Annotated in this window: 20 protein-coding genes and 1 tRNA gene; 12 read left to right on the top strand and 9 right to left on the bottom strand. The window is 51.9% G+C overall.

Annotated features, from left to right (window positions below; genetic code table 11):
- Positions 1-33: 33 nt before the first annotated feature.
- Entirely contained in the window at positions 34-2,166 is a 2,133-nt protein-coding gene (locus INT19_RS10770) for a TonB-dependent receptor domain-containing protein (RefSeq protein ID WP_193060719.1), read from the bottom strand.
- A gap of 279 nt (positions 2,167-2,445) precedes the next feature.
- On the opposite strand from INT19_RS10770, the gene INT19_RS10775 reads away from it, so the two are divergent.
- From INT19_RS10775 to INT19_RS10795, 5 genes are all read left to right on the top strand, one after another.
- Entirely contained in the window at positions 2,446-3,387 is a 942-nt protein-coding gene (locus INT19_RS10775) for an ABC transporter substrate-binding protein (RefSeq protein WP_193060720.1), read from the top strand.
- Between the two features lie 68 nt (positions 3,388-3,455).
- Complete coding sequence (locus INT19_RS10780) at positions 3,456-4,424, top strand: FecCD family ABC transporter permease (RefSeq protein WP_193060736.1); 969 nt, start codon at positions 3,456-3,458, stop codon at positions 4,422-4,424.
- 59 nt (positions 4,425-4,483) lie between these two features.
- Positions 4,484-5,626: a FecCD family ABC transporter permease gene (locus INT19_RS10785; RefSeq protein ID WP_193060721.1), complete on the top strand. Its 1,143-nt coding sequence runs from the start codon at positions 4,484-4,486 to the stop codon at positions 5,624-5,626.
- Positions 5,623-6,462: an ABC transporter ATP-binding protein gene (locus tag INT19_RS10790; RefSeq protein WP_442311378.1), complete on the top strand. Its 840-nt coding sequence runs from the start codon at positions 5,623-5,625 to the stop codon at positions 6,460-6,462. Before INT19_RS10785 ends, INT19_RS10790 begins: the two co-directional genes overlap by 4 nt.
- A gap of 74 nt (positions 6,463-6,536) precedes the next feature.
- Positions 6,537-8,372 (top strand): ABC transporter ATP-binding protein, encoded by a 1,836-nt coding sequence (locus tag INT19_RS10795; RefSeq protein WP_193060722.1) that lies wholly within the window; start codon positions 6,537-6,539, stop codon positions 8,370-8,372.
- Positions 8,373-8,389: 17 nt separating this feature from the next.
- On the opposite strand, the gene INT19_RS10800 is transcribed toward INT19_RS10795, so the two are convergent.
- Positions 8,390-8,965, bottom strand: coding sequence for a hypothetical protein (locus tag INT19_RS10800; protein WP_319022187.1), 576 nt, complete (start codon positions 8,963-8,965; stop codon positions 8,390-8,392).
- 142 nt (positions 8,966-9,107) lie between these two features.
- Here INT19_RS10800 and INT19_RS10805 point away from each other — a divergent pair.
- The 4 genes from INT19_RS10805 to INT19_RS10820 all read left to right on the top strand — a co-directional run bounded on the left by INT19_RS10805 (position 9,108) and on the right by INT19_RS10820 (position 14,353).
- A tRNA-Ile gene (locus INT19_RS10805) sits at positions 9,108-9,184 on the top strand.
- Between the two features lie 530 nt (positions 9,185-9,714).
- A complete protein-coding gene (locus INT19_RS10810) occupies positions 9,715-10,410 on the top strand; it encodes a metal-binding protein ZinT (RefSeq protein WP_193060724.1) in 696 nt (231 codons plus the stop codon).
- A gap of 424 nt (positions 10,411-10,834) precedes the next feature.
- Positions 10,835-12,835: a TonB-dependent siderophore receptor gene (locus tag INT19_RS10815; RefSeq protein WP_193060738.1), complete on the top strand. Its 2,001-nt coding sequence runs from the start codon at positions 10,835-10,837 to the stop codon at positions 12,833-12,835.
- Positions 12,836-12,997: 162 nt separating this feature from the next.
- The gene (locus INT19_RS10820) at positions 12,998-14,353 is read left to right on the top strand and encodes a serine hydrolase domain-containing protein (RefSeq protein ID WP_193060725.1); all 1,356 of its coding nucleotides are present in this window, start codon (positions 12,998-13,000) and stop codon (positions 14,351-14,353) included.
- A gap of 147 nt (positions 14,354-14,500) precedes the next feature.
- On the opposite strand, the gene nhaC is transcribed toward INT19_RS10820, so the two are convergent.
- From nhaC to INT19_RS10855, 7 genes are all read right to left on the bottom strand, one after another.
- Positions 14,501-15,943, bottom strand: a complete 1,443-nt coding sequence (gene nhaC / locus INT19_RS10825) for a Na+/H+ antiporter NhaC (RefSeq protein WP_120386485.1) — start codon at positions 15,941-15,943, stop codon at positions 14,501-14,503.
- 43 nt (positions 15,944-15,986) lie between these two features.
- Complete coding sequence (locus INT19_RS10830; RefSeq protein WP_193060726.1) at positions 15,987-17,282, bottom strand: NAD(P)/FAD-dependent oxidoreductase; 1,296 nt, start codon at positions 17,280-17,282, stop codon at positions 15,987-15,989.
- 367 nt (positions 17,283-17,649) lie between these two features.
- Positions 17,650-18,321: a GntR family transcriptional regulator gene (locus INT19_RS10835; protein ID WP_193060727.1), complete on the bottom strand. Its 672-nt coding sequence runs from the start codon at positions 18,319-18,321 to the stop codon at positions 17,650-17,652.
- A gap of 188 nt (positions 18,322-18,509) precedes the next feature.
- A complete protein-coding gene (locus INT19_RS10840; RefSeq protein WP_193060728.1) occupies positions 18,510-20,087 on the bottom strand; it encodes an aldehyde dehydrogenase (NADP(+)) in 1,578 nt (525 codons plus the stop codon).
- A 50-nt stretch (positions 20,088-20,137) separates the two neighbouring features.
- Positions 20,138-21,148 (bottom strand): Ldh family oxidoreductase, encoded by a 1,011-nt coding sequence (locus INT19_RS10845; protein ID WP_089039574.1) that lies wholly within the window; start codon positions 21,146-21,148, stop codon positions 20,138-20,140.
- Between the two features lie 93 nt (positions 21,149-21,241).
- Positions 21,242-22,189, bottom strand: a complete 948-nt coding sequence (locus tag INT19_RS10850; RefSeq protein ID WP_089039573.1) for a dihydrodipicolinate synthase family protein — start codon at positions 22,187-22,189, stop codon at positions 21,242-21,244.
- Positions 22,190-22,298: 109 nt separating this feature from the next.
- Entirely contained in the window at positions 22,299-23,234 is a 936-nt protein-coding gene (locus INT19_RS10855; RefSeq protein ID WP_193060729.1) for a 4-hydroxyproline epimerase, read from the bottom strand.
- A 702-nt stretch (positions 23,235-23,936) separates the two neighbouring features.
- Here INT19_RS10855 and dctP point away from each other — a divergent pair.
- The 3 genes from dctP to INT19_RS10870 form a co-directional block, all read left to right on the top strand.
- Positions 23,937-24,989, top strand: coding sequence for a TRAP transporter substrate-binding protein DctP (dctP, locus tag INT19_RS10860; RefSeq protein WP_193060730.1), 1,053 nt, complete (start codon positions 23,937-23,939; stop codon positions 24,987-24,989).
- A gap of 67 nt (positions 24,990-25,056) precedes the next feature.
- Complete coding sequence (locus INT19_RS10865) at positions 25,057-25,560, top strand: TRAP transporter small permease subunit (RefSeq protein WP_193060731.1); 504 nt, start codon at positions 25,057-25,059, stop codon at positions 25,558-25,560.
- Positions 25,560-25,993 (top strand): TRAP transporter large permease subunit (locus INT19_RS10870; RefSeq protein WP_193060732.1); only part of this gene is annotated, 434 nt, incomplete at its 3' end. The genes INT19_RS10865 and INT19_RS10870, both read left to right, overlap by 1 nt.

Genomic DNA, 25,993 nt, shown 5'->3' on the forward strand with positions numbered 1-25,993 from the left:
AAACAGTAAATAGAACCTTCTAGCTAGCAGCGTTTAGAACTCGTAGCGTGCAGAGAGCCACAGTCGGCGTCCCTCTTCGCTGTTGGCATACACATTGCCAAAGCTAGTGCCGTCACCGTAAGCGCGATAATCGACAAAGTCTTTATCGAACAAGTTATAGATGGTGGCACTCACGTTAAATTGCTCGGTAAATGCGTAGCTGCCGCCTAAGTGGAACAGTGAATAGGCTTTGAAGTCGCCTAGGTCATCGAAAGAGGGCGCGCCCCTAACGCTTTCACGGTTACGGTATCGTTCGCTGCGGTACTCGGCGGAAAGCCACGTGTCTAACTGCGGCGTGGCTTGCCAGCGCAGCGTGGCATTGAATGCATGCTCCGGGGTATCGGTCAGCGGTTCGCCACGGTTGTTACCGCTCTTCTGTTCGCTATCGGTGTAAGTGTAGTTGGCCGATAAGCGCCAATCTGGCGTGAACTGATAGCTGGTAGAAAGCTCGACACCCTGGGTAACGGCTTCATCGATATTGACGTCTTGGCTATAGACACCATCGGGTACCAGCGGATTGTTCTCAACAACAATGTCGTTGCCGCTGGCTATTTTGTCGTCGAACTCGTTATAGAACAGCGTGGCGCTAGCGGTGAAGCCTGCCAGGCTATCGTAATGTGCACTAATTTCACTGCTGGTACTGGTTTCCGGTTCAAGGTTCGGGTTGCCGATAGTGAGTATGGTGCCCTGGCCCGTAACGCCATTGATACCCGCATGCAGGTCATTCAGCGAGGGCGTTTTGTAGCCTCGGCTGACGCCGCCTTTCAGTGTCCAGTTTGGCGTCGTGTTCCACACTAAATAGCTACGTGGGCTGAACTGGCTGCCAAAGGCATCATGATGATCGTAGCGACCGCCAAGCGTTAGCGCCAAATCGTCACGTAGCATCCACTCATCTTCTGCGAAGAGCGACCATGTGGTTTGCTCAAAGGTCTCATTTGCTAACCCATCATCGAGCTTAGCATCCCACCACTGCAAGCCCACTGTGGTCATGTGGTCGCCTAGCGGCATGATATATTTGCTGTCTAACACTGTATTGGTGGTTTCTAGCTCGCGAGGCGCGCCGCCCACGATGCCAGGGAAACCGTCATAGGCAACGCCATTTTCACCAGGAATCGTGCGGCCTTTAGTTTCTGTGGTGTTGCGCATTAAACTGGATTCGAGCGTGCCTGATGCAAAGCGTCCAGTGTGACCAATAGCAACCTGCTGACGCTCAAAGCGCAACTCGTCGGCGTAGCCATTGGCGGCGCCAGGATCTGGCGCGCAGCTACGGGTGCGGCCATCTAAAGTACCAAGCTGGCATTCGTCATTGTTATAACGCTGTCGATTAACTTCACCATCCAGCCAAAGGTCGTGATCGGCATTTGGGGTCCAGGTTAACTTGCCGCCCAGGTTATAGGTATCGCCTTCAACGGGGCTGGGGCCGCGCTGGCTAACGTCAATGGGATTGCCGTTGCCGTCAGTGTAAGTAAGCTCTGATGCATCTCGTTCGTATAAGCGACCACGCACCTGAATGCCTAGCGTGTCTTGAATAAGCGGGCCGCTGGTGTACAGGTTGATTTCGCGGCGATCACCGAAATCACGATCTTCATTAAATGTGTTTTCAATTCCTACGGAACCAACCCACTCGCGGTCTACTCGACGAGTGATGATGTTGATTACCCCGCCCATGGCGTCAGAGCCATATAGCGTCGACATTGGGCCACGAATGACTTCGATACGTTCAATACTGGAGACAGGCGGGAAGAAGCTAGTAGACGTTTCGCCAAACCCGTTAGGCGTGACGCTGCCAGCCGCGTTCTGCCGGCGGCCATCAATAAGAATCAATGTATAGTCGCTAGGCATCCCACGAATACTGATATTGCTGCCCCCGGTTTTGCCGACAGCCCCACCAACATCAACACCTTCTACATCACGTAACGCATCAGCCACGCTGGTAATGCGCTTGCGCTCCAGTTCTTCACGAGAAACGACGGAAATACTGGCAGGGGCATCCACCAGTGCCTGCTCAAAACCGCTTGCAGATACAACGACATTGTCTAGTTGTTCTGATTCTTGAGCTAAGGCCGCGGTGGCGGTGACGCTAAGAGCGACGGCACTGGCTAGCGCGGTGCGAGTGAAGCGTGGCATGGTGATCCCCTGAGATGAAACTTATTTGCTAATGAAAACTGTTATCAATCGAGGTGGTGATTCTAAGAAGAAAAGTTCCCATATGCGAGTTTGTTTCATCGAACATTGTGTTGCTTAATGCCGAACAGTGTTATGGAAAAAATATACCTCTATTAGCTTGTTAGGCGGCTAATTAAGCGGGTGTTGCAGTATCTGGAACGTTCGATTCGTTGGAATAATAATGCAAGTGCTTTTGAGAATCGTTATTATCATTGTCACAAACTCTCAGGAGCGTTACTTATGGGTTACTCATCACTGCGCAACGGACTAGTCGGTATTGTGGTAGGCGGGTTATTGGTAGGCGGGTCGTTGGCAAGCGTTGCTCAGGCGCGCACGCTGGATACCGCATACGGAGACGTTGACGTTAGTGATGCGCCAGAGCGTGTTGTTACTCTGTATGAGGGTGCGTTAGATGCTGCTTTGGCTGCTGGCGTGACACCCGTTGGCGCGGTTACTACCCGCGGTGGTGATAACGTTGCTGAGTACGTGGAAGCCCACTTTAATGGCGAGCGCCCTGAGATTGTCGGCGTTACACGTGAAATCAATATTGAAGCGGTTCTGGCCCAACAGCCCGATTTAATTCTGGCCGCCGCCCAGCTACCGGAAGAGCAGTACCAGTTGCTATCGCGCATCGCGCCTACTGTAGTGCCGCACGCTCAGCCGTTAGCGCCTGATAGCTGGGAAGCAGAAGCGCGGCTTTATGGACAGGCGCTCAATCGTGAAGCGGAAATCGACGATGCTATTGCGGCCGTCGATCAACGTATTAGCGAATTGGCCGCTGCGATTGATGATGCGAACGCAGGTGGCACTGCTGTGCTGGCTCGCTGGATGCCCAATGGCCCGATGGTGATGTCCAAAGAGCTGATCGCCACTGGCCTATTGGCGAAAGTGGGGGTAGAGGTTCAGGATGCGGGGCTGGTTGCTGAAGGTCACCCCCATAGCGATATACTCAGTCTTGAAAATCTTTCCCAAGTGGATGGCGATTGGCTGTTCCTGGCTACGCTTAACGCCGATGGCCAAGCGGCGTTAGATGCCGCCAAGCAAAGCTCCGCCTTCACACGTTTGAACGTAGTTAAACAAGATCAGGTCGTGCCGGTGAATGGCCAACTGTGGAGCAGTGCCAACGGCCCGCTGGCCGCTCAAGCCATTCTGGACGATATTGAGAACGCATTGTTGCCGTGAAAGATGCCGTGACATCACTACCTAGCGCAATGGGCAGCGCCAGTCGGCGCTATGCTCCCCGTACATGGATGCTTATTCTGCTCACCGCCCTTGTGGCGGTGAGCGTCGTTAGTTTGCTGATTGGGGCAGGCGAGGTGGGGCCACGCCGAGTGCTGGGATTGCTGCAGGGCGCCAGCGACAGCGAAGCGCAGTTTATCGTCTGGGAGCTTCGCGCTCCGCGTACCTTAATTGGCATTGTGGTGGGTATTGCATTGGGCGTTGCCGGGGCACTGCTTCAAGCCATTTCCCGTAACCCGCTCGCCGAGCCGGGTCTGCTGGGGGTAAGCGCAGGAGCGGCCTTTGCGGTAGCACTGGCACTGGTGCTAGGGGCTAGCGCTGCCACGCTACGTATTTCGGTTGCCCAGTTAGGAGCACTGATCGGTTGTGTGTGTGTCCTCAGCGTGGCGCGTTTTCGCGGAGTGGGAAATGACCCGGTGCGTTTAGTGTTGGCGGGGGCGGCATTTTCTGGGTTGTTAGGCTCGCTCACCTCATTAATGCTGCTGTACGACCAGCGCGCCGCTGATGAGATTCGTTTTTGGGTGGTAGGCAGCCTTGCAGGAAGACGGCTGGATGATCTTGTGGCGGTGTTGCCGAGCTTACTAGTTGCTGCCATCGCGGTGGTTCTCATGGCGCGGCCACTGGCGGCGCTGGCGCTAGGCGAGCGAGCGGCGAGCGGCTTGGGGCATCACCCCACGCTGATCCGCTGGGTAGCCGTAGGTTGCGTGGCACTGCTGGTTGGCGCGGCCACTGCGATTGCCGGGCCGATCGCCTTTGTAGGGCTGGTGGTGCCATTTGTAGCGCGTGCGTTTGCAGGACCCGATATTCGCCGCACGTTGTGGTTTTGCCTGCCGATAGGCCCATTGATTGTGCTCTCGGCGGATATTATCTCGCGTGTTGCCGTCGCACCTTCCGAGCTGCCATTGGGGGTGCTTACCGCGCTATGTGGCGCGCCGGTATTGATTGCCGTGGTGCGTGCTAAACGGTTACCCATGCTGTAACGCTTTTTTTAACACCCTGCCGCCCAGGCGTCTTGGTGTCATCTTGGTGATGTGTTGATATGAAAATAATGGCGAATCATCCGCCTTTAACGGATGTTGTCACTCCCAGCCATGTTTTAAACAATGTTCCAACCCATGCCGCAGAACATGCCTGCAGCGTGCCAGCGCCGGAAGGCTACTGGCATATCGCGTTACCTCGTTGGGGCTATAGTTTTCTGCTCGAAAAGCGCGCGCTAGCGGTCAATATTGGTTTGTTGATGGCGTTGCTGGCATCTTGCCTGCTCTATCTAAGCTTAGGTAGCGTACCGCTGGCGCCCAGTGCGGTGATTCCTGCCGTGTTAGGTAAGGGCGACATGATGACGGCCTTTATGGTTCAGGAACTGCGTTTGCCTCGTTTGGCCGCTGCTTGCTTTACCGGAGCGGCGTTCGCACTTTCAGGTATTTTGATGCAAACCCTGGCACGCAATCGCTTAGCCACGCCCGGCATTATCGGTATTGATAATGGCGCGACGGCCTTCGCGGTGGCCTCTATTGTAGGCATGAGTGTGTCTATTGCGCCGCCCGCGATGGCATTGGCTGGGGCAACGACCGCCGCTGTGCTGACCTTTGGCCTCGCGGCAGGCAGTGGCACTCAGGGTTATCGGTTTATTGTCGCGGGCATTGGCGTGGGGGCGGTGTTTGGTGCTGTCACTCAATTAATGCTGGCGCGGGTAGCGATTGACACCGCTAATGCTGCCTACCCATGGACGGTAGGATCACTCAATGCCCGCCCCGGTGGCGCAGTGCAACTGTTGGGAGTTGGCTTGGCATTGGGGATTATTGCCGCCTTGGCGCTGGCGCGTTCACTGACGCTGCTGCGCTTTAAAGATGCTACCGCCAGCGGCCTAGGACTTCGTGTTAAAGCCCGCAGGCTACAGATCCTGATGCTTTCCGTTGTGCTTACCGCCTTTGCGGTTGCTGTGGCGGGGCCAGTGGGCATGGTTGCGCTGATTGGCCCAGAGATTGCCCGCTCACTCTCCAGTGCTCGACATGTGCCGATTCTAGCCGCCACCTTAGCGGGTGCTCTGGTGATGTTGCTGGCCGACCTTGCCGGGCGCACTCTCTTAGCGCCGATTGAAATTCCCGTTGGTATTGTCACCGCGGTGGTTGGCGGGCCCTGGCTGCTTTGGATATTAATGCGCCCACAACGGAGCCGCCCATGAACAACTCATCTCTTTCACCAGAACTTATTTCACCAGAGCAAGTTTCACCAACGCTTGCCACCGATGCGTTGTGCATGAGCTACGGCCAGCGCCGAGTGATTGAAAATCTGGGCATTAGCCTGCCAAGCGGTCAGGTTACTGCCATTGTTGGCCCTAACGGCTGTGGTAAATCAACGCTACTTTCCGGCCTTGCTCGTTTGCACAAACCAGACAGCGGGGCGGTACTGCTGGATAGCCAGGATATTCAGCGCCTGCCCGCGCGTCAGTTAGCCACTCAGCTAGCGTTGCTGCCCCAAGAGGCGGTGGCTCCAGAAGGCTTAACCGTCACTGAATTGATTCGCTTTGGCCGCCAGCCCCACCAAGGCTGGTTGCGTCAATGGTCGGCGGAAGACCAGCGCGTGGTGCAGTACGCGCTCGATGCTGCTGGTTTGGAAGACCTCGCCGACCGGCCGTTAGAAGCGCTTTCCGGCGGCCAACGCCAGCGTGCCTGGATCGCCATGACCATTGCCCAGCAAACGCCGCTTCTGCTTTTAGATGAACCCACCTCTGCGCTAGACTTAGGCCATCAGATTGAAGTGTTTGAGTTAGTGCGCCACTTGGCTTGCCATGGCCGCACGGTGGTGATGGTATTGCACGACCTCGCCAGTGCTTGTCGTTATTCAGACAACCTGATTGCGATGCGCGATGGCCAGATTATTGCTCAGGGAGCACCCGCTAAGGTGGTGACGCCCGAGTTAGTACGCGAGCTTTACCAGGTAGACTGTACGCTGCTGCTTGATCCGGATACCGGCAGCCCCTTGCTGGCTAACGTGCGTCGCGTGGCTCAGCCGGCATAAGCGCCACTCAGTAACTTCAGCCCATAGTTCTCGTTCTCTCTACATTCTCTCAATAACTTCTAAAAGGAACCGATGTGGCTTCTTCACCACCTCGCGCTCAAGCGACGTCTTCAAACCAAAGCTTTCAAGCGCTCGTGCGACTGCTGCGCTATGCCAAAGGTTATCGGCGGCGGATTGCCGCGGCCACCGCCTGTTCCATTATTAATAAACTATTTGATATCGCTCCGGAAATTCTGATTGGTGTGGCGATTGATGTGGTGGTGAATCAGGAAAACAGCTTTGTTGCGCGGCTGGGGTTTGAAACGCCTCATCAACAAATCACCATTTTGGCGGTGCTGACGTTCTTTATCTGGGCGGGGGAGTCGCTGTTCGAGTATCTGTTCCAAATCCTCTGGCGCAACCTTGCCCAGCGGCTACAGGCCGATATGCGCCAGGACACCTACGAGCATGCCCAGCGCTTGGATATGGCGTTTTTCGAATCTAAAAGCTCCGGCCAGCTCGTCGCCACCATGAACGACGACGTGAACCAGCTGGAGCGCTTCCTGGACGGCGGAGCCAACGCGCTGATTCAAGTTGGTGTGACGGTAATAGCGGTAGGCGCTGTGTTCTTTGTACTGTCACCGTTGATTGCGCTACTGGCGTTCACACCGATCCCGCTGATTATCTGGGGCGCTTTCTTCTTCCAACGCAAAGCCGGGCCGCTGTATAGCGATGTGCGTGAAAAGGTGGGTGATCTTGCCAGCCGCCTTTCCAACAACCTAAGCGGCATTGCCACCATCAAAAGCTTTACCAGTGAAGCACGGGAAGCCGAGCGCCTCCGTGATGCCAGCGAAGCCTATTTAGAAGCCAATCGCCGGGCGATAAAGGTCAGCTCCGCGTTTATACCCGTGATCCGTATGGCAATTTTGGCGGGCTTTCTCGCCACCTTTACCGTCGGCGGCATGATGGCGCTGGACGGCAGCCTGAATGTAGGCGCTTATGGCGTCCTGGTTTTCCTTACCCAGCGCTTGCTGTGGCCGCTCACCGGCCTTGCCCAAGTGATCGACCTGTTCGAGCGCGCGATGGCCAGTACTAAGCGGATTCTTGACCTACTGGAAGTGCCAATTACGGTTAAAGATGAAAGTACAACGCCTCTCGCTGCACCTGTGAAAGGCGAGGTGCGGTTCGAAGCAGTGAGCTTCCACTATGCCGCGAGCCAAGTAGGCGTGAATGGCGTTGATCTACACGTGCCAGCAGGCAATACCCTAGCGCTGGTAGGCGCTACCGGTTCCGGTAAATCGACCCTGATCAAATTGCTGCTGCGCTTTTACGACCCAGCCAGCGGCCGCGTACTGGTCGACGGTCAGCCGATCACACAGGTCAGCATGCACTCGCTGCGCCAAGCGATAGGCTTGGTGAGCCAGGATGTGTACCTGTTTGAAGGCAGCATTCGCGACAATATTGCTTACGGCAAACCCGATGCCTCGGAGGCCGCGATTATTGACGCCGCGAAAACCGCCGAAGCCTGGAGTTTTATTGAAACATTGCCCCAAGGGTTGGAGACCCCGGTTGGCGAGCGAGGGGTATTGCTCTCTGGCGGCCAACGTCAGCGGCTTTCGCTGGCCAGGGCGCTGCTTAAAGATCCGCCAATTCTGGTGCTGGATGAAGCCACTAGCGCGGTGGACAACGAAACTGAAGCTGCCATTCAGCGTTCACTAAAGCGCATCGCCCATGGCCGCACGGTGATTATGATTGCCCACCGGCTTTCGACCATTGTGCATGCCGATGAAATCGTGGTGATCGAAAAAGGACGCGTTGCTGAACGCGGTAACCACTCAAGCTTGCTGGAGGTTGATGGCCACTATGCTGCTCAGTGGCGAGTACAAACCGGCGCCGCCCAGGCAGGCGATGTGGAAACACTCAGCCACTGAACGCGCCTTGCGGCGCGTTAGCGGTTCACCAGCAAGGCATTCAAGGTGACCGGTACATGCTCGTCAATCTCCTGATAGCCCAGCAACGACAGCACGGTTCGCACCGTGCTGTTGGCCATCAGCGCGCGGCCATCCATCGCCATCGGTTCAGCATGGGTAACACGCACCTCGTTCAACCCTTCGCGGGTAAAGCGCAGCGGCACCGACTCTTCCTGGTTGATCAAATCGGTTTGCACCCGAAAGATAAGCGTTTCTACCATGGATTCACCAATATCCAAGCCATCTAACCGCTCCGGCGGCATTTGCGCGACCAGAGTGACTAGCGTGGTATTGGCCAGTAAGCCCACCCACGGCGGCAAATCACCAAAGCGAGTCAGCAAATCCGTTTGGCTCAAACGCAACGGCAGGCGCAGGGTGCCATCGGCAGAAATATCGCCCTGCAAATTATTCACCTGATGGTGATGGGTTTGCGGGGCGTCGCCATCTAATTGAGTAATAGACGCCTGCACCTGCGACTGACCAGGATCTAGCTGCCAATCCGCATGAACCGGCACCGCCAACAATAGCGGGATAAGAGCAATCAAAGCTTTCACAGCACGTCTCCGCATTAGGAACTCACTACCAGACCTCACGCTTTTCAATAAGTGCCCCTAAAAAATTGCTGCTATCACCACAAGATAGCACCGTGAGGGGTAGCCTCGCCCGAACACATTCGCTATTATATGCACGCTTTACGGGCCTATAGCTCAGTTGGTTAGAGCAGGGGACTCATAATCCCTTGGTCGTAGGTTCAAGTCCTACTGGGCCCACCATTTTTCAATGACTTATCCTCGCTTTATTTCTTCCTAGCTGTACTTTTTCTTCTAAGTGTCCATAAAGTGTCCACGCATGTTTAAGCGCGTGACGTTTTTAGCATTTTCTTGCGCCGCAGTTCTCATTGCCCCTTGAACCGTGAGATTGATTCTTTCGTTCTTGCGGCCACCAGTATAGTTGCTCTCAACTACTGAACTGATCTTGCAATCGTTGTGGCGGGGCTTCCTTTGGGCTCGAAAAAAGAAAAAGAGGCAGCTGCCAGTTTAAAATATGTATTAAAAACGGCCTTGAATGGAGATTTTGTGATTGAAGATAAACTAGCATGGTTTATTCTTCACTCTGAAGATGGAATTTAAGGCCGTTTTTTGACATGAAGTAGGTCAACTACGTCTTGGAATGAACACTTACGGCGTACCTTCTCTGGGCTGAAGGCAAACTGGGAAAAGAATGAGTTTGATTTTAAGTATGTTATAACATATCTTTTTGCGCTGGTGCATTGTTTTGCAATCGGCAAAAGGAGAGAACGGATATGACAACACTGCCACTTAAGGGCACCCGCGTATGGGTTTTGAGTGCTTTGATACTAACAGGCATTCAGGTCGTTAACGCCAGCGATCATGACCATGGCCATGATCACAACCATACTCATAACGACCACGACCACGACCACGACCACGACCACGACCACGACCACGATATCTACTCGGGCTATTTTAATGATGATCAGGTTGAGGATCGCGCGCTTTCTGACTGGGAGGGTGACTGGCAGTCCGTTTATCCCTACCTAGTAGATGGCACCCTTGATGATGTGTTTGCACATAAAGCAGACAATGACGACAAGACAGCCGAAGAGTATAAAGCGTACTACAACACCGGATATCAAACGGATGTTGAACGTATTGTCATTGATGGAAGCAGCGTCACCTTCTTTGAAAATGACAAAGAGAGAACGGGCGAATACCAATACGATGGCTATGAAATTTTAACCTACCAAGCAGGGAATCGCGGCGTACGATTTATTTTTACACTGGAAGAAGCCTCCGGTGATCTGCCCCAATATATCCAGTTTAGCGACCACAGCATTTACCCTACTGATGCCCATCACTACCATCTCTACTGGGGGGATGATCGCGAAGCCCTACTGGACGAAGTCACCCACTGGCCGACGTATTACCCATCAGCTCTGAGCGGTGAGGAAATTGTTGAAGAGATGATGGCGCATTAAGCAGCATCGGCTGACGAACACACCTCATAATATTTCCGTGTCACTCTATAAAAAGCAAAAGTAACGCGCTGGCCTGAGGCCGGCGCGTTACTTTTTACACCAATTCAGGATGAAAGCATGGCGAATCAAGCGCCTAGAGTCATTTAATTAATGGGTAATTAATCACACGAGACCTGACAGAGATTGTTTTTTCGTGTCTGTTGCGCTCACTTACCAATAGCGCCTTTTCAAAAGTCTCTATTCACAAGGCTTGCGTCGTTGTAGTTGTTGTTCATGCAAATAAAAATCCGTATCATTCGCCTTACTATAACGATATTTCTCCTCATGCCTGTGAGACCTTCCTATGCTCCCTACGTCCATATCGTTTTCTGTCGCGCCGCTGACTGCGGCGGTTCGCCGCTCGTTGGCGGTGTCGCTGGGTGGAATGCTCAGCGTTGCGCCTTTGGCGGTGCTTGCTCAAGAGGAGCGAGTTGCTAACGATCCTGTTGTGGTAACCGCAACTGCCTTGAAAGTGGATACGCCGCTGGTGGAAACGCCGCGTCCTGTATCCAGCGTTGATCGTCAGGAGTTGGAAGCCCGCAACGTCCAGCAATTAGATGAAACTTTCCGTTATCGTGCAGGCGTGCTTTCGGGGCATTTCGGCAGTGATAACAACACTGATTGGTTCAAGGTGCGTGGGTTTGATCAGTCCACTTACCAAGATGGCCTGCGGATCTATCGCGAAGGCTTCTATCAGTGGCTGCCGGAGCCATTTGGCTTGGAGCGGGTGGATGTCTTCAAAGGTCCATCCTCTATTCTTTACGGCGAAGCGCCTCCTGGGGGCCTGATTAATGCGGTCAGCAAGCGCCCAACAGAAACGCCTCAGGGTGAGGTGAATGTACAGTTTGGCAATCGCGATCATCGCCAAGTGGGCATTGATACCAGTGGCCCGGTAGGCGAGAGTGACAATGTTCGTTACCGTTTGGTCGGCCTTTATAAAGAGCGTGATGGTGATTTGAACGCGACTAGCAACGAGCGTTACTACTTTGCGCCGAGTTTGGCGGTGGATGTTAGCGACGATACAACGGTTACCTTTTTGGCCAGCGTGCAGAAAGATGACGGTGTTCCGGTCAACTCCTTCAAGCTGCCCTATGGCACGGTTCAAGACACCCCCTTTGGCCGTGTCGACCCCCAAACCAACCTGAGTGAGCCGGGTTACGATAAGGATAACCGTACCCAGTGGGCGTTAGGCTATGAATTACGCCACCACCTTAATGATACGTGGCGCTTCGAGCAGGATTTACGCTACAGCGAGCTGGATTTAGAACTGCGCAGTACGTACGCCTTCTTTATGGCTGATGAACGTCAGGCGGCACGCGGGCACGTGTACCGCGACGGCACCATTGATAGTTTGACGGTTGATAACCGTATGGTGGGCACTTGGTACACCGATCGTACAGAAAATACCCTGCTGCTGGGCGCGGATTATCAGAATCTTGGGGTGAGCGGCCAAGAAGCTGATCCATTTCCTTTTGGCGATCCTATCGATATCTTCAACCCCACCTACGGCAACTTTACGCCCGTAGGGGCGGATGATTTGTTAACCCGCGAAATTGATAAAGAGCAAACCGGCTTGTACGCCCAAAACCAGCTGCGTATTGATGACCGTTGGGTGCTTTTGGGTGGGGTTCGTTATGATCAGGCGGATACCGAAAACACGAATGTTACCGCGGGAACAACGCAACGCTCAGACGATGATCAAGTATCCTGGTCCGGTGGTGCGATGTATTTGGGGGAAAACGGTGTTAACCCCTATATCAGTTATACCGAATCTTTTGACCCGTTGGGTCGAGTCGATAGCGATGGTGATCTTTACGAGCCCCGCGAAGGTCGCCAGTGGGAAGCAGGGGTCAAAGTCGCGCCTTTTGGCTGGGACGGCTATGTCACAGCCGCAGTATTTGATCTCCAAGAGGGCAATACGCTGATCAACTCGCCCAGCGGCTTTCAGGTGCAAGAAGGTGAACGAACCTCTCAGGGCTTTGAGTTGGAAGGGGTTGGTTACCTAACGGATGACTTGAAAGTGACGGCGGCTTATACCTATACCGATTCACGCCTTGAAGATGATCAGCGTGCGCCTTTGATCCCGCGTCACCAAGCGTCAACCTGGTTGGACTATGCCTTTACCGGTGGTGCCTTGAAGGGCGTTACCTTAGGAGGTGGTGTGCGTTATGTAGGTAGCACAATAGACACCAGTGTGGCAGATAACACTGCTGTAGGTAGCTACACGCTAGTTGATGCGATGGTGGGCTATGAGTTTGCTGATGGTTGGCAGGCCCAATTAAACGTTAATAACCTCACCGATAAAGAGTACGTAGCGAGCTGCGAATATTGGTGCTATTACGGCGAGTCTCGCAGCGTCATTGGGAGTGTTAAATATCAATGGTAGGCTGAAATGTCGTTGGAAATCCTGACCTGCTTCTACGCCCGGCGATTTAGCCGGGCGTTTTTGCTTTTAGTGTCTGGGTGATAAATCGGTGGAATTCTCTCGCTATACTGAGATGACATGCTGGCATGTGTGTCGGTAGCAACGATTACCAAGGAGTGGGTTATGCCAATGATGAATAGCCGTTTTACGTCGCTACTGATGCTTACGCTTCCTGTTGTATTGATAAGCGGGGCAGCTACCGCTTCTGCCCAGCAGGCAGCAATCGGTGTACTAAGCGCTGAAGCTTCTGACCCGAACCAGTTAGGCTGGATGCAGGGCTTCCCACCTGCGCCGGAGCAGTTGATTGGCCAGCCAGACTCCAACTACTTTAGTTTTCCCAAAATGCGCTGGACGGTGTGCCACTTTCGCGAGCTGTTGCCTACTAAGCAGGTCAGCCGTGGGTTGGGCGCACCTGCTCCTTTGCCCTATGCATTAGATGACGCGATAAACGATGTCACCTTCACTCCGATTGACGCTAGTGAGCCTATGTCGTGGCAGGCGTCGCTAAATGAAAACTACACCGATGGTCTGCTGATTCTTCACCAAGGCCAGGTGGTGTATGAGACTTACTCAGGCTGTTTGGATGAAACGGGCCAGCACGGCGCGATGTCGGTGACTAAATCGATGACCGGCTTGCTAGGTGAGATTTTGGTGGCAGAAGGAGTGTTGGATGAGCAGGCAATCGTAGGCGATATACTGCCGGAACTTGCCGACAGTGCTTTTGGTAATGCCACGGTTAAACAGCTGCTTGAAATGACCACAGGCCTTGCTTACAGCGAAGATTACAGTGACCCCAACGCTGAGATCTGGGCCTACAATGCAGCGGCAAGCCCGCTCCCCAAGCCAGACGATTACACTGGGCCGCGTACTTATTATGAGTATCTCGCAACGGTACAACCGGAAGGGGAGCATGGGCAGGTCTTTGGCTATAAAACGATTAATACCGATGCACTTGGCTGGGTGATCGCGCGCACGACGGGTGAATCGGTGGCGTCACTGTTGTCATCGCGTCTTTGGCAGCGGTTAGGCATGGAGCAGGATGCTTACTTTACCGTGGACTCTATTGGCACGCCGTTCGCAGGGGGCGGTTTGAGCGCTGGCCTTCGGGATTTGGCCAGAGTCGGCCAGTTGGTGCTTAATGAAGGCGTAATGAATGGTGAGCGGCTATTTCCTGCCGCAGCGGTAGAGCGCATTCGGGAAGGTGGCGACAGGCAAGCATTTGCCGCCGCGGGATACCGTTATTTACCGGGCGGTAGCTACCGTGGCATGTGGTGGTCTCTGCATAACGAGCATGGCGCCTTTGCCGCAAGAGGGGTGCATGGACAAACCATTTATATTGACCCCACCGCTGAGATGGTCATTGTGCGTTTTGCATCGCACCCGGTGGCAGGAAATGCGGCTAATGACCCTACTTCACTGCCCGCCTATCAGGCTGTTGCGGAGTATTTGATGGAAAAAGCGGCTAGGACACCTGAGTAATATGCCAAACGATGCTGTATATATCTGCATAAGGTTATTTTTTCTTGAGATTAAAACTAAAAACTCCGGTTTGAATTAGTTACAAACCGGAGTTTTCTACGTGTTTAGCTTATTGGAAAGCTAAAAGCTTGAGGTGATTTTAGGTTATCAAGCTGCGGGTACACTGCGTTGATGAGTGGTTGTTTGTTCGGCGTTATCTGCTGGTGAGGTTCTCCAAATGGCAATATTGGCGTAGCCGTAGAAGATAGCGATTACCAGTACAAGCATGTGATACCAAAGGAATGGCAGGTAGCTCAGTGTTGAAACACCAAGGGTTGCGGCCATAAATACACCACCGTCTGTCCATGGCACCATAGGGGTTGTAATCGTGCCGCCCGCTTCTGCGTTACGAGAGAGAACGCGACGATCAATCCCCTGTTTGTCGTAGTTCTTCTCAGTTATCGTACTGGCGGTAATGAGAGAGACATAGGCTGCGCCACCAAAGAAGTTACCGAAGAAGCCACCCAACATGGTTGAAAGGGTAAGTCGGCCTGGGTTGTTGGCCCAGCTGAGAAACCCTTGGCTGATAGCCTGTAGAATGCCGACTCGTTCCATTAAACCGCCTAGACCAAGCGCGAAAAGGATGAGGGCAACGACACCCAGCATAGACTCTATTCCGCCACGATTAAGGAGAGTGTTGAGAAACGCTTCATCAGACTGCATTGCATTGCCGTAATAGGCGGTTTGGATCGCATCAACGGGGCTCATGTCCTGCACTAGCCAAGCACAGATGCTGCCGAGGACGGCACCCAATGTGATGACAGGGATGGCTGGCAAGCGACGAGTCAATAGGATAATAACAACGACCGCTGGAAGCAGCAGCCAAGGCGTTATTGTGAAGTGACTTTCCAGGGCCTGCATAGCCGCTGCTGCTTGAGTTGTGTCTGCTGTGTCGCTGATATAGAAAAAACCAACGGTGATGAACAGTATCGACGCTATGATAACCGCAGGCCCGCTAACCCACATCATCGAGCGAATATGGTCTATAAGATTCACTTTACACAGTGACGCGGTCATCACTGTTGTATCGGAAAGCGGCGACATTTTATCACCTACGTACGCGCCTGATATCACGGCACCAGCAACCAGTGGTAGCGGGATACCAAAGCTGTGGCCGATACCCATCATCGCTACCCCAGCCGTTCCCACCGTACCAAAGGAAGTGCCGGTAGCTAGAGACGTTAAGGAGCAAATAATAAAAGCTGCGAAAAGGAAAATCTGTGGGTTCATCACTGACAGGCCGTAATAAATAATGCTCGGTACGATACCGCCTGCAATCCAGGTGCCAATCAGTGCCCCCACGGTAGTGAGCACCAAAACGGCCTCCATGCCATTATGAATACCTTTAATAAGCCCTTCCTGCATGTTTTCGTAGGAAAGCTTAAGTTTTAAGCCCAGCCCCATAATCAAAAACCAAGAGGCGAACAAGGCAAGTTGTATAGGGAGTTCAAGTAAGCTGATACTGACAAACATGATGGCTATAAAGCCGAACATGATGGCAAAAACCTCTATCATGTTAGGCAGTCTTACGAGACCTTTTGGGGAAGACATAATAGCTCCTATGACGTTGTTCTTAGGGTTGGGGCGTCGCTTGCTAGGAAAATCGGCTTAGCCGATAGGGGGATAAATCAATGGGCAGTTGAGCTTGTTGGTTTTCTTGCTTGGCCAGCTGGCTAATAATCTCGGCTGTAATAGCGGCTTGAGTGAGGCCAAGGTGATGGTGCCCGAAAGCTAGTAGGACTCTGCCACTTTTAACGCTATCGATAATAGGGAGTGAGTCGGGTAGCGAGGGGCGAAAGCCCATCCAAGTTTTGGCTTCGGTAGTATCCAAGTCGTTTTTGAAGAGCCCTTGGCTGAGTTTGTGCAGTTGCCAAGCGCGTTGCATATTGGGTGGTCGATGGAGCCCGGCAAATTCGACGGTACCTGCCAATCGTAATCCCTCATCCATGGGCGTCATGATGAAACGACGCTCCAACGAGGTAACCGCCATAGGCAGCCGATGCCGTTCATGAGGCAGCATCAGGTGATAGCCCCTCTCCGTATCAAGAGGAACTTTAGTACCCGTTAGCGTGGCAGTGAGATGGGCAGAATGAGCTCCACATGAAATAACAACTTTGCCGGCCGTGAAGGAGGACGAACTCGCGGTCTTCAGCATCACGCCGTGGCCATGGTCTTGGCCTGATATGACGTTTTCTTGTCTAAACTGCACTCCATTGGCTTTAGCAGCGGATACGAGTGAGTCGACGATCTGTGAGGGATTAATCGTATGTGCGGTGTCAGGGAAGAATAGCCCGCCTTTAATGCTGTCTGACAATTGAGGAGCAATGTCTTTAATTGCACTGCCTTGCCAGTATTCCACGGCTACTTGCTGGTCGGTCATCCTTGTGTGAAGTGCTGCTAACTCTTCGGCAGCGCTATCTTTTTCATAAACCAGGAGAGACCCGTCCTCTTTTAGCAGATGCCTGCTATCTATGGTGTCGAGCAGCCGACGCCAAGCATCCAGACTATTTTCATTGAGAGCACGGATACCTGCCACGCTGGCTTGATAGGGAGTCTTACGTAGATTCCAAAGTAGTCGAGTGAACCAGGGTAGGGCCTTGGGAACATAGCGCCAATCCAAACGTAGCGGCCCCATTGGGTCCAGTAGCATTTTGGGTAATCGCTTCACAATGGCTGCATCGGCAATAGGAAAAACCTGCTCCGTTGCCATATGGCCCGCGTTGCCAAACGAGGCACCCATACCCGGATGCTGGTGGCTGTCCAGCACCAAAACACGCAAGCCTTGTTGGCTCAAGGATAGGGCGCAAGCGCTACCTACCACTCCTGCACCGATAACGATGACATCGGCATCCTCTTTCGAGCCGCTACTCTTCGTGCTTCGTGGATTCATGAAGCTTCCTTAATTCTATTTTTTGTAGATTGTATAAAATATATCTCAGGTTTGTGAATCGGATCAATACCGTAAACGACAAATATTGGTAAGAAATGGCAGGAGAGGAGCGCCTTGCGATGGCGAGGGGGCAAGCAGCGAGCGGTAAAAATGGAACTACCTAGTAGTTCAATGGTGCTTATGGGGTAGAAACGATAGGAGCAGGGCTTAATCCGCCAAAACTATTCGAATAGCCGGAAAGCGCTAGTGTTAGCTAGCCGAAGTATATGAAGAGGGGAAGTGGTGCTAGAAGTAGTATTTATGACTTAAGCAGAAGAGGGAGAGGCAGCTAATGGCAGGGGGAGGATATTAAAGTGGCACTCATACTTCAAAGTGCCTCTGATTGGTTGGAACGCTCTCCAAGTACCGCGATAATGCTTCCACAGGCGTCCTCAATGTGGGTTTTAAGCAGCTGGCAGGCATTGTCGGTGTCACGTTGGCGCGCTAGCTCCAGTAACTCATGGTGTTCCTTTTCAGCTTTTGTGATCTCTTGGGAGTAGACGAGCTGCATGCGGATATAGCGATCTGATTTAGTATTTAACTGATGAATGATAGCGAGTGTTTCTGGAAGCTCAGCAGGCGCATAAAGTGCCAAATGAAAGGCATAGTTGTACTCACTCCAATTGTCGACTTCGCCACCGCGATTTAGAGCGTCGTCATACTTGCGCAGTATATCCTCAGCTTTATCGAGGTCTGCTTCAGTGAGGTTATCAATGGCATGCTTAAGTACATAGGTCTCAAGCAGAATCCGTAGCTCGAAAAGTTCTCGAATTTTGCTAACGGAAAGCTCGGTGGTAAAAGCGCCACGGTGAGCATAAAACTCCACTAGCCCTTCTGACTCGAGGGTTAGCAAGGCCTCCCTGACAGGGATACGGCTGACATCATAGTCGCTGGCTAGGGCGTCCTGACGAAGTTGAGTACCGCCCTTGAACTCACCGCCAAGGATACGTTTGCGTAAGTCGTCGGCGACGAAGTGTGCTCGTGTTTTGAATGTCGCCATGGTTCACGTCCATCCTGAAAGTTAATTTGCACATTTTATACAAACCTATATAGATGTCCATGGCTGGTAGCTGAATGGTTGATAGTTGAATGGTCGGTAGTTGAACCGTTGAGTCGTTGATCAGCTCGCATGGCTCAATGCATGATGCGCCGCTCTCCCCAGAGGAGAGCGGCGCAAACTCCTATTGATCAGCCTTCACGTTCTCCATTAACCAGGCGCTTAAGTGACAGTGGGTTGCTATGCTGCAATGCCTCTGGCAAAAGTGCATCCGGTAGATCTTGATAACAAATAGGACGTAAAAAGCGATCAATAGCTGCGGTACCGACAGACGTGGTGCGCGAGTCCGACGTTGCTGGGAAAGGGCCACCATGAACCATGGCATCGCAAACTTCGACGCCTGTTGGCCAGCCATTGACGAGTAGCCGGCCCGCTTTACGTTCCAAAATTGGCAGCAGGTTGCGAGCAACTTCCTGATCGGCATCCTCCAGTTGAAGAGTGGCGGTCAACTGGCCTTCAAGCGCCTCCGCAACGCGCTGAACCTCGTTCTGGTCTTGGCATTCCACTACCAGCGACAACGCGCCAAAAACTTCTTCCTGCAGTGTTTGCTCAGCCAGAAAATGAGCCGCAGAGGTTACATAAAGAGCTGTTTTGCATTGATTTGGGCCAGCTCCTTTTTGACCGCAAGCTACTTCGTGGACTTTACCTGTCGAGGTGAGGGCTTGCACACCGTTGGTATAGGCTTGATGAATGCCGGGCGTAAGCATGGTTTGAGCGCTGCTGCTCTCGACCGCTTGACGTGCCGCTGCAATGAACGCGTCTAGCCCCTTAGACTTTACTGCAATGACTAGCCCAGGATTAGTACAAAACTGGCCAGCTCCCATATTCAACGAGCTAATGAATTCTGCCCCCATGCTGGCACCACGTGACTCCAGCGCCGCTGGTAGAGGGAATACTGGATTGATGGAGCTCATTTCAGCATAGAAAGGGATTGGCTCAGGGCGCGACTGCGCCGTTTTCCATAGTGCCAAGCCGCCGCTGCGGGAGCCAGTAAACCCGGCTGCTTTGATGTTAGGATGCGCAACCAATGCCTGCCCAACCTCTCGGCCAGAGCCGAAAATTAGCGAAAATACGCCTTCGGGAAGATCACACCGCTTGACGGCAGTTTGAATCGCACGTCCTACTAATTCGCTGGTTCCTGGATGTGCGGAGTGGGCCTTGACGACCACGGGACATCCCGCCGCTAACGCTGATGCGGTATCGCCGCCAGCGACGGAGAAAGCCAGTGGGAAATTGCTTGCACCAAAAACAGCGACTGGGCCAAGCGCGATATGGCGTTGACGCAAATCGGCGCGCGGCATGGGCTGACGATTAGGCATGGCCGGGTCAATTCGAACATCTAGCCATTCACCATTGCGTAGGGTTTTTGCAAATAACCGTAGTTGGTTACAAGTTCGTCCTTTTTCCCCTTGAATCCTGGCTTGAGGAAGGCCAGATTCGGCCACTGCCCGGTTAATCAGTGTTTCTCCGAGCGCTTCTATCTCATCTGCAATGGTTTCGAGAAACTGTGCCCGTGCTTCCAGCTGCGTTTCGCGATAGCTGTCAAATGAGTGCCAAGCTAACTCGCAGGCCCTTTCTACCTCTTCCTGGGAGCCACCTAAATAAGCGGGTTCAAGACGTTCATTATTCGCTGGATTGATGGCGTAAATGGCGTCACGAGAGCCCTGTACAGCTTGTTGGCCAATCAGCATTTTGCCTTGCAATGTCATGCTCGTCTCCGTCGTTAGAATAACGCGAATGGTCGGTAAGAAAAGAGCCGTCATAATCGCGCTAGGCGTGACAACTCCTGATATAGAGATTCTGGAATTGAAATACCTTCTTTTTGAGTGCGTTGCCGTGCCGTATATCGTCGTTGCGAAGGTAAGCGGGCGCCCTGGGCTATGATCGATGAGAAAAGATCTTCAGCACGGGCCATATAATCCTCGAGCGTACTTCCCAGGAAGCGTTCAGGATCCATAGCGAGTATGAGTTCGCCGTGATAGGGGGAAGCACCGGCTCCATCATCGTATGCCAGCGATTCAGCGCTGGTTAAGTCACCGATGAGTGGGCCAGCAATAAGCTCAATCATGATCGATAAGGCAGAGCCTTTATGGCCGCCAAAGGTAAGGAGTGCGCCGTCTAATACGTCAGCAGGGTTTTGGCTATGCTGCCCTAAACGGTCGATACCCCAGCCCTCGGGAATGGGCTTATTTTCACGGTGATGGAGCTCGATATCACCGCGAGCAATTGCACTGGTAGCAAAGTCGAAGATAAATGGTGGCTGACCATTAGGGCGCGGCCAGCCAAAGGCCAACGGGTTTGTTCCCAGTAATGGGCGATTGCCCCCAGCGGGGGCCACCCAGGCATGGCTGGGATTACAGGCCAGCGCTACCAGCCCCTGGTCTGTGATAGCTTCAATCTCAACCCATAAGGCTGAAAAATGTACGCAGTGATTAATGGCAAGCGCAGCAATTCCTTGCTCACGCGCTTTTGCCGTTAAAATGGGTAAGCCAGCCTCGAAGGCAAGTTGCGAAAAGCCTCCTTTGGCATCAACCCGTACGATGCCTGGGGCGTGATCGTGCACTTCTGGCTGAGCATTGGCGACCACTTTCCCTGCCGCTAGCGTTTTAACGCAGTTGAGTAAACGATACAGGCCGTGTGAATGGCACTCGTCGCGTTGCCCCGCTATCACTGCTTGAGATAAGGCATGTGTTTGTTCTTGATTGAAGCCCTGGGCATTGAGCACTGCTTTTGCCAGTACCTCGGCTTCCTCCAGACTCATACGGTGCATGAGTAACTCCTACCAAAGAGAGTTTGCTCCAGCACATTAGCTGTGCTGGAGCAGTCGGCTGCTAAGCGGCAAAAAATTGTGTACCACTGAGCCTTAGATGTTTTCTAAGGAAGCAGACCAATTGGCATACCAGGTACGGAACAAGGCGTATTGAGATTCCACATAGTGACGCTGGGCATCGCTCAGAGTGTCAGTTTCATTGAAGTGGAGGGAGTACTCGGAGTCCCCGTTGAGTACCATTAAATGTTTGTAATAGAGAACTAAGTCGCCGCCCTCATCGAAGGAGGAGAGAACTCCCAGCGCTTCCTCAAGCTCTTTGGCTAAACGGCGTGCTTCGACATTACCTTGCGCAGCTTTTTTACTAAGAGCGACGAGCTGGAGCACCTCGCGGGGGAGAGCATTGCCAATGCCGGTGATGGCACCGGTGGCGCCACAGTTGACGAAACCATGGTAGACAGTCGTGTCTACACCTACCATCAAGGTGACATCGTCATCCTGGGAGGTAATGTTTTCCGCAGCGTAGCGTAGGTCATCGGCACCGCCAAACTCTTTGAAGCCGATTAGGTTTGGGTAACGATGACGCAGCTCAAAGAAGAGGTCTGCACGCGTCGCGAAGCCGTAGTAGGGGCTGTTATAAATGACGGCGGGCAGCTTAGGCGCTGCTTCTAAAATGGCTGAGAAATGAGCTTTTTGTGCCGCTACTGAGGTGCCACGTGAGAGCACGCGCGGAATAACCATCAGACCATGGGCTCCCACTTTAGCAGCGTGAGCTGCATGGGATACGGCCTCTTTAGTATTTACTGCGCCAGTGCCCACGATGGTCGGTATGCCTGCTTGAACTAAACGGGCGACCCCTTCTTGACGCTGTGCTTCGCTTAACAGTGGCCAATCGCCCATAGAGCCGCAGTACACGACGCCACTCATACCGATATCTATTAACTCACGACCTTTAGCAACCAGAGCATCGAAGTCCGGTTGACGGTCCGCATTACAGGGGGTCATTAACGCAGGGATGCAGCCTGTAAAAATGTTATCGCTCATTGTTTTTCCTTTCGGTTGGTGTTGTCAGTACTCACATCAGCACCGAGTTGATAGTGGAGTAATCGGTGCTGTTTGGTTAATGAAGAATCAGGGCGAGTGAGTCGCGTGCTTACTCGTCAGAAATGCCCCAGGCAAACGGATCCTGTTCATCAATAAGTAAGGTGGCATCTGCACTTAGGTAGGCTCGCCCCTTGATATAGGGACGAATGCAGTTGCCTTCCCATTCATAGTGTCCTTCGAACTGGCTGCCACAAATACTGGCTTGTACCCAGGTCTCTCCTGGCGATAATTTTCCATCTGCCGCTAGGCAGGCCAGCTTGGCACTGGTGCCGGTACCGCAAGGGGAGCGGTCATACGCTTTGCCGGGGCAAAGCACAAAGTTACGACTATCGGCTGCCTCGTCCTCTGTGAAGAGCTCAATATGATCGATTAGCCCGCCGTCCTCGCCAGTAATCGAGGCCGCTTGGAGTGCCTGGTGTACGGCCCAGGTGAATTCGGTTAGCTTTTCGGTGTTATCAAGCGTTAGCGATTGGCCATGCTGACTGATAAGGAAGAACCAGTTGCCTCCCCAAGCGATATCCCCATGCAGAAGCCCATAGCCAGGCACTTCAACAGGGACTTGCTGGCGATAGCGATAAGAAAGGACATTCCGGACAGTAACGGCACCGTCGTTGTGAAGAGTTGCACTAATAGGACCAACGGGAGTGTCTATTTTATGGGCGCCGGGTTCTATAAGGCCTTGATAATGCAAGGATGCGACGAGCCCGATAGTGCCGTGACCGCACATGCCCAGATAACCCGAGTTGTTGAAGAAGATGACGCCGCAAGTGGCATCTGGTGATTCCGGTGCACAATAAAGCGCTCCCACCAACACATCATGCCCACGTGGCTCCAACATACAGGCGCGTCGCCATTGATCATGCGAAGTGCGCAGCGCTTCACATTTTTCTGCCATGGTTGTGCCAGGCAGAGTTGGGAATCCCTTCATTACCAGCCGTGTAGGTTCACCTGCTGTATGAGAGTCGATGATATGCACTCGTTTCATGGAACACCTGTGATTGTTTTGTCCTGGTGATCAACGCTGGCGCTACAGCGGATGTCAGCATCAATTGGTAGTTTTTATATTTTATACAATCTTCAAAATGATTTGTGAAGCCATATTTCGCATCAGGCTTACTTCTCTATGCATGAGTTATTGGTCTGAGTATTAGGAAGAGGTTGCTATTACAACGATTTATAGCAACTGGAGTAGAGATGTTAGCTGATAGGTTGTTAGACTAAAGTCGTATTGTTGTGGAGGTGGTCGAATTATTCCTCGCTTTTTTAAGTCTATGGGAGCTCAGTGAGTCCCGATTCGGGATCCTTACTTAATCTCTAAGAAAACAAAGCTATTCCCATAAACGCTTCTTCATATAGCTTTTATATCAGAATTAGCTTAAGTATCTGAATTAAGATGGTGTTTTTAGAAAATTGTTCTGATTCTGCAAAGATAGTCTTGCAATGATTTATTATATATTTTATACAAAAAGGGCAGTCGAGATCGATTTGTTCGTAACTCATCTGGCTTTGCTCAGCGCGACAAGTCTGTTCCAGGGAGAGGGAAAGGCGAGCAGCAGACGGCTCTGCATTAACAGTATTTGCTGTAGGAAAAGCTTAAACGTACAGGCATGTAGCTACCTCTCAATGCCCTTTATTTAGCAATGGGGTGAGAGATAAATAAAACCAACATATAGAAAGGTTAGTGATCATGAAAACAAAGCAATGGCTTTCCTCTGTGGTAGCGGCGATAGCACTTTCCTCCCAAGTGCATGCAGCCGAAGTGGAATGGCGGGTGCCCACCTCCGTCCCAGGAGGCTCTCCATTCTATGAAAATTTCCTCGAACGGTTCTCACGCAACACAGAAATTTTAACTTCAGGACGAGCTAACATTAGGCCTTTTGGCGCGGGCGTGATTGTGCCTGCCTTGCAAGTTTATGATGCTGTCAAAGAGGGTACAGTCGAGGCGGGGCACTCCACGCCAAGCTACTTAGTTAATCAAAATCCTATAAACGCTATTTTTGCTGGATTCCCGGGAGGCATGGGGCCACAGTCATATATTAATTGGATTTATGAAGGTGGCGGTCAAGAAGCATTGCGGGAGCTCCGGGCTAGTGAAGGATTGCACTCGCTAATCGTTGGCATTGGATCTACTGAAGTATTTGCTCATTCCAACGTGCCAATTAACGGGCCTGAGGATCTCGACGGCTTAAAGTACAGAACTTCTGGCCCTTGGGCTGAAGTTATGCGTGAGTACTACAATGCAGTCCCTACTGTTGTTCCGCCCGGAGACACTTACACTTTATTACAGCGTAAGGGTGTCGATGCTGTGGAGTGGGCAACGCCTTCCAGTAATTATCCAGAAGGCTTTCATGAAGCAGCCCGCTACATCATAGTCCCAGGTGTACATCAACCCACATTCCTTTGGGAAGTCGTTGTCCGTCAGGAAACATGGGATCAAGTGCCAGACGACCTAAAGCAGCTAATTGAATCTGCAGCTAAGTTGACGACTTATGAAGGGCTTTCCAGTTTCTATCATAACGACCTAATCGCTATGGAAAATTATCGTGAAGGTAGAAACGAAGTCATTAGTTTGGACGAAGCATTCGTTGACGAATTAGCGGAAAGTGGGCGTTCATGGATTACTGCCCGGGCTGCGGAAGAAAGTGAAGCTGGCAACCCTGACATGGAAGAGATTTTAAAAGACTACCAAGAATATCAGTCGCGTTGGAATTCTCAGAAAGACTACCTCATAACTAATTAACATACAAATTATAGGGGGAGGCTTTAAGAGTCTCTCCTTGTATATATAGACATGAGTGGTGCCAATAATGATATTTAAATTAGTAGATAAAATTTCTGAAGTGTCTGCGTGGATGAGCAAGCTGGCAATTGTTGTATTGGTATTGTCAATGTTATATGAAGTGATAGCTCGCTATGTTTTTAACTCATCAACCATATGGGCATTCGATATTTCTTATATGGCTACAGGTGTTGCGTTTGTGCTGGGTGTTGCTTGGACAGCGCAGATTGATGGTCATATAAAAGTTGATGTGTTGAGTAGCCTGCTACCAAATAATGTTTATCGATTAATTATCGGAGTGGTTTATACAGTTGTATTGTTTCCGACTTTTCTATTTATGGCTTGGTATGGTTGGAAGAAGACTGTGTCGGCATTCATAACTAATGAGGTTGAAATGGTCAGTACATGGGCGCCTCAAATGTGGCCATTCTATACATGTATAGCTGTAGGTCTTACTCTCCTTGCTCTTCAGTTTCTTGTCATTGGGCTTCGTTCTTTTTTAAATAAGAATATAAAAAGTGAGATTGAGTAATGGATTCGACAATAGCTTCGTTAATGTTTCCAGGGCTTTTTTTGTTAATATTTTTAGGTGTTCCGGTTGCATTTTCATTGGTTATAGTGTCACTTATTTCTGGTTGGTTCGCTTTTGGCCCTATGATTTTTCAACAACTTTATGGCAGTATTTATAGCGCTTCATCAAATTATGTGCTCTCTTCGATTCCTCTTTTTATTCTAATGGGGGCGATACTAGAGAAGTCAGGTATAGCAAAAAATCTTTTCGATGCCATTCAAATGTGGATTGGGCGGCTACCAGGAGGGCTAGCACTAACAACGATTGCTATGGCAGCAATATTTGCTGCTGCATCTGGAGTCGTTGGTGCGGTGGAAATAATGATTGGGCTAATGGCAATTCCTGCCATGACCCCCAGTGTCAGGATGAGTGTCGCACCCTCTGATACCCTGTT

The sequence above is a fragment of the Halomonas sp. 3A7M genome, assembly GCF_014897875.1.
Taxonomy (GTDB): domain Bacteria; phylum Pseudomonadota; class Gammaproteobacteria; order Pseudomonadales; family Halomonadaceae; genus Vreelandella.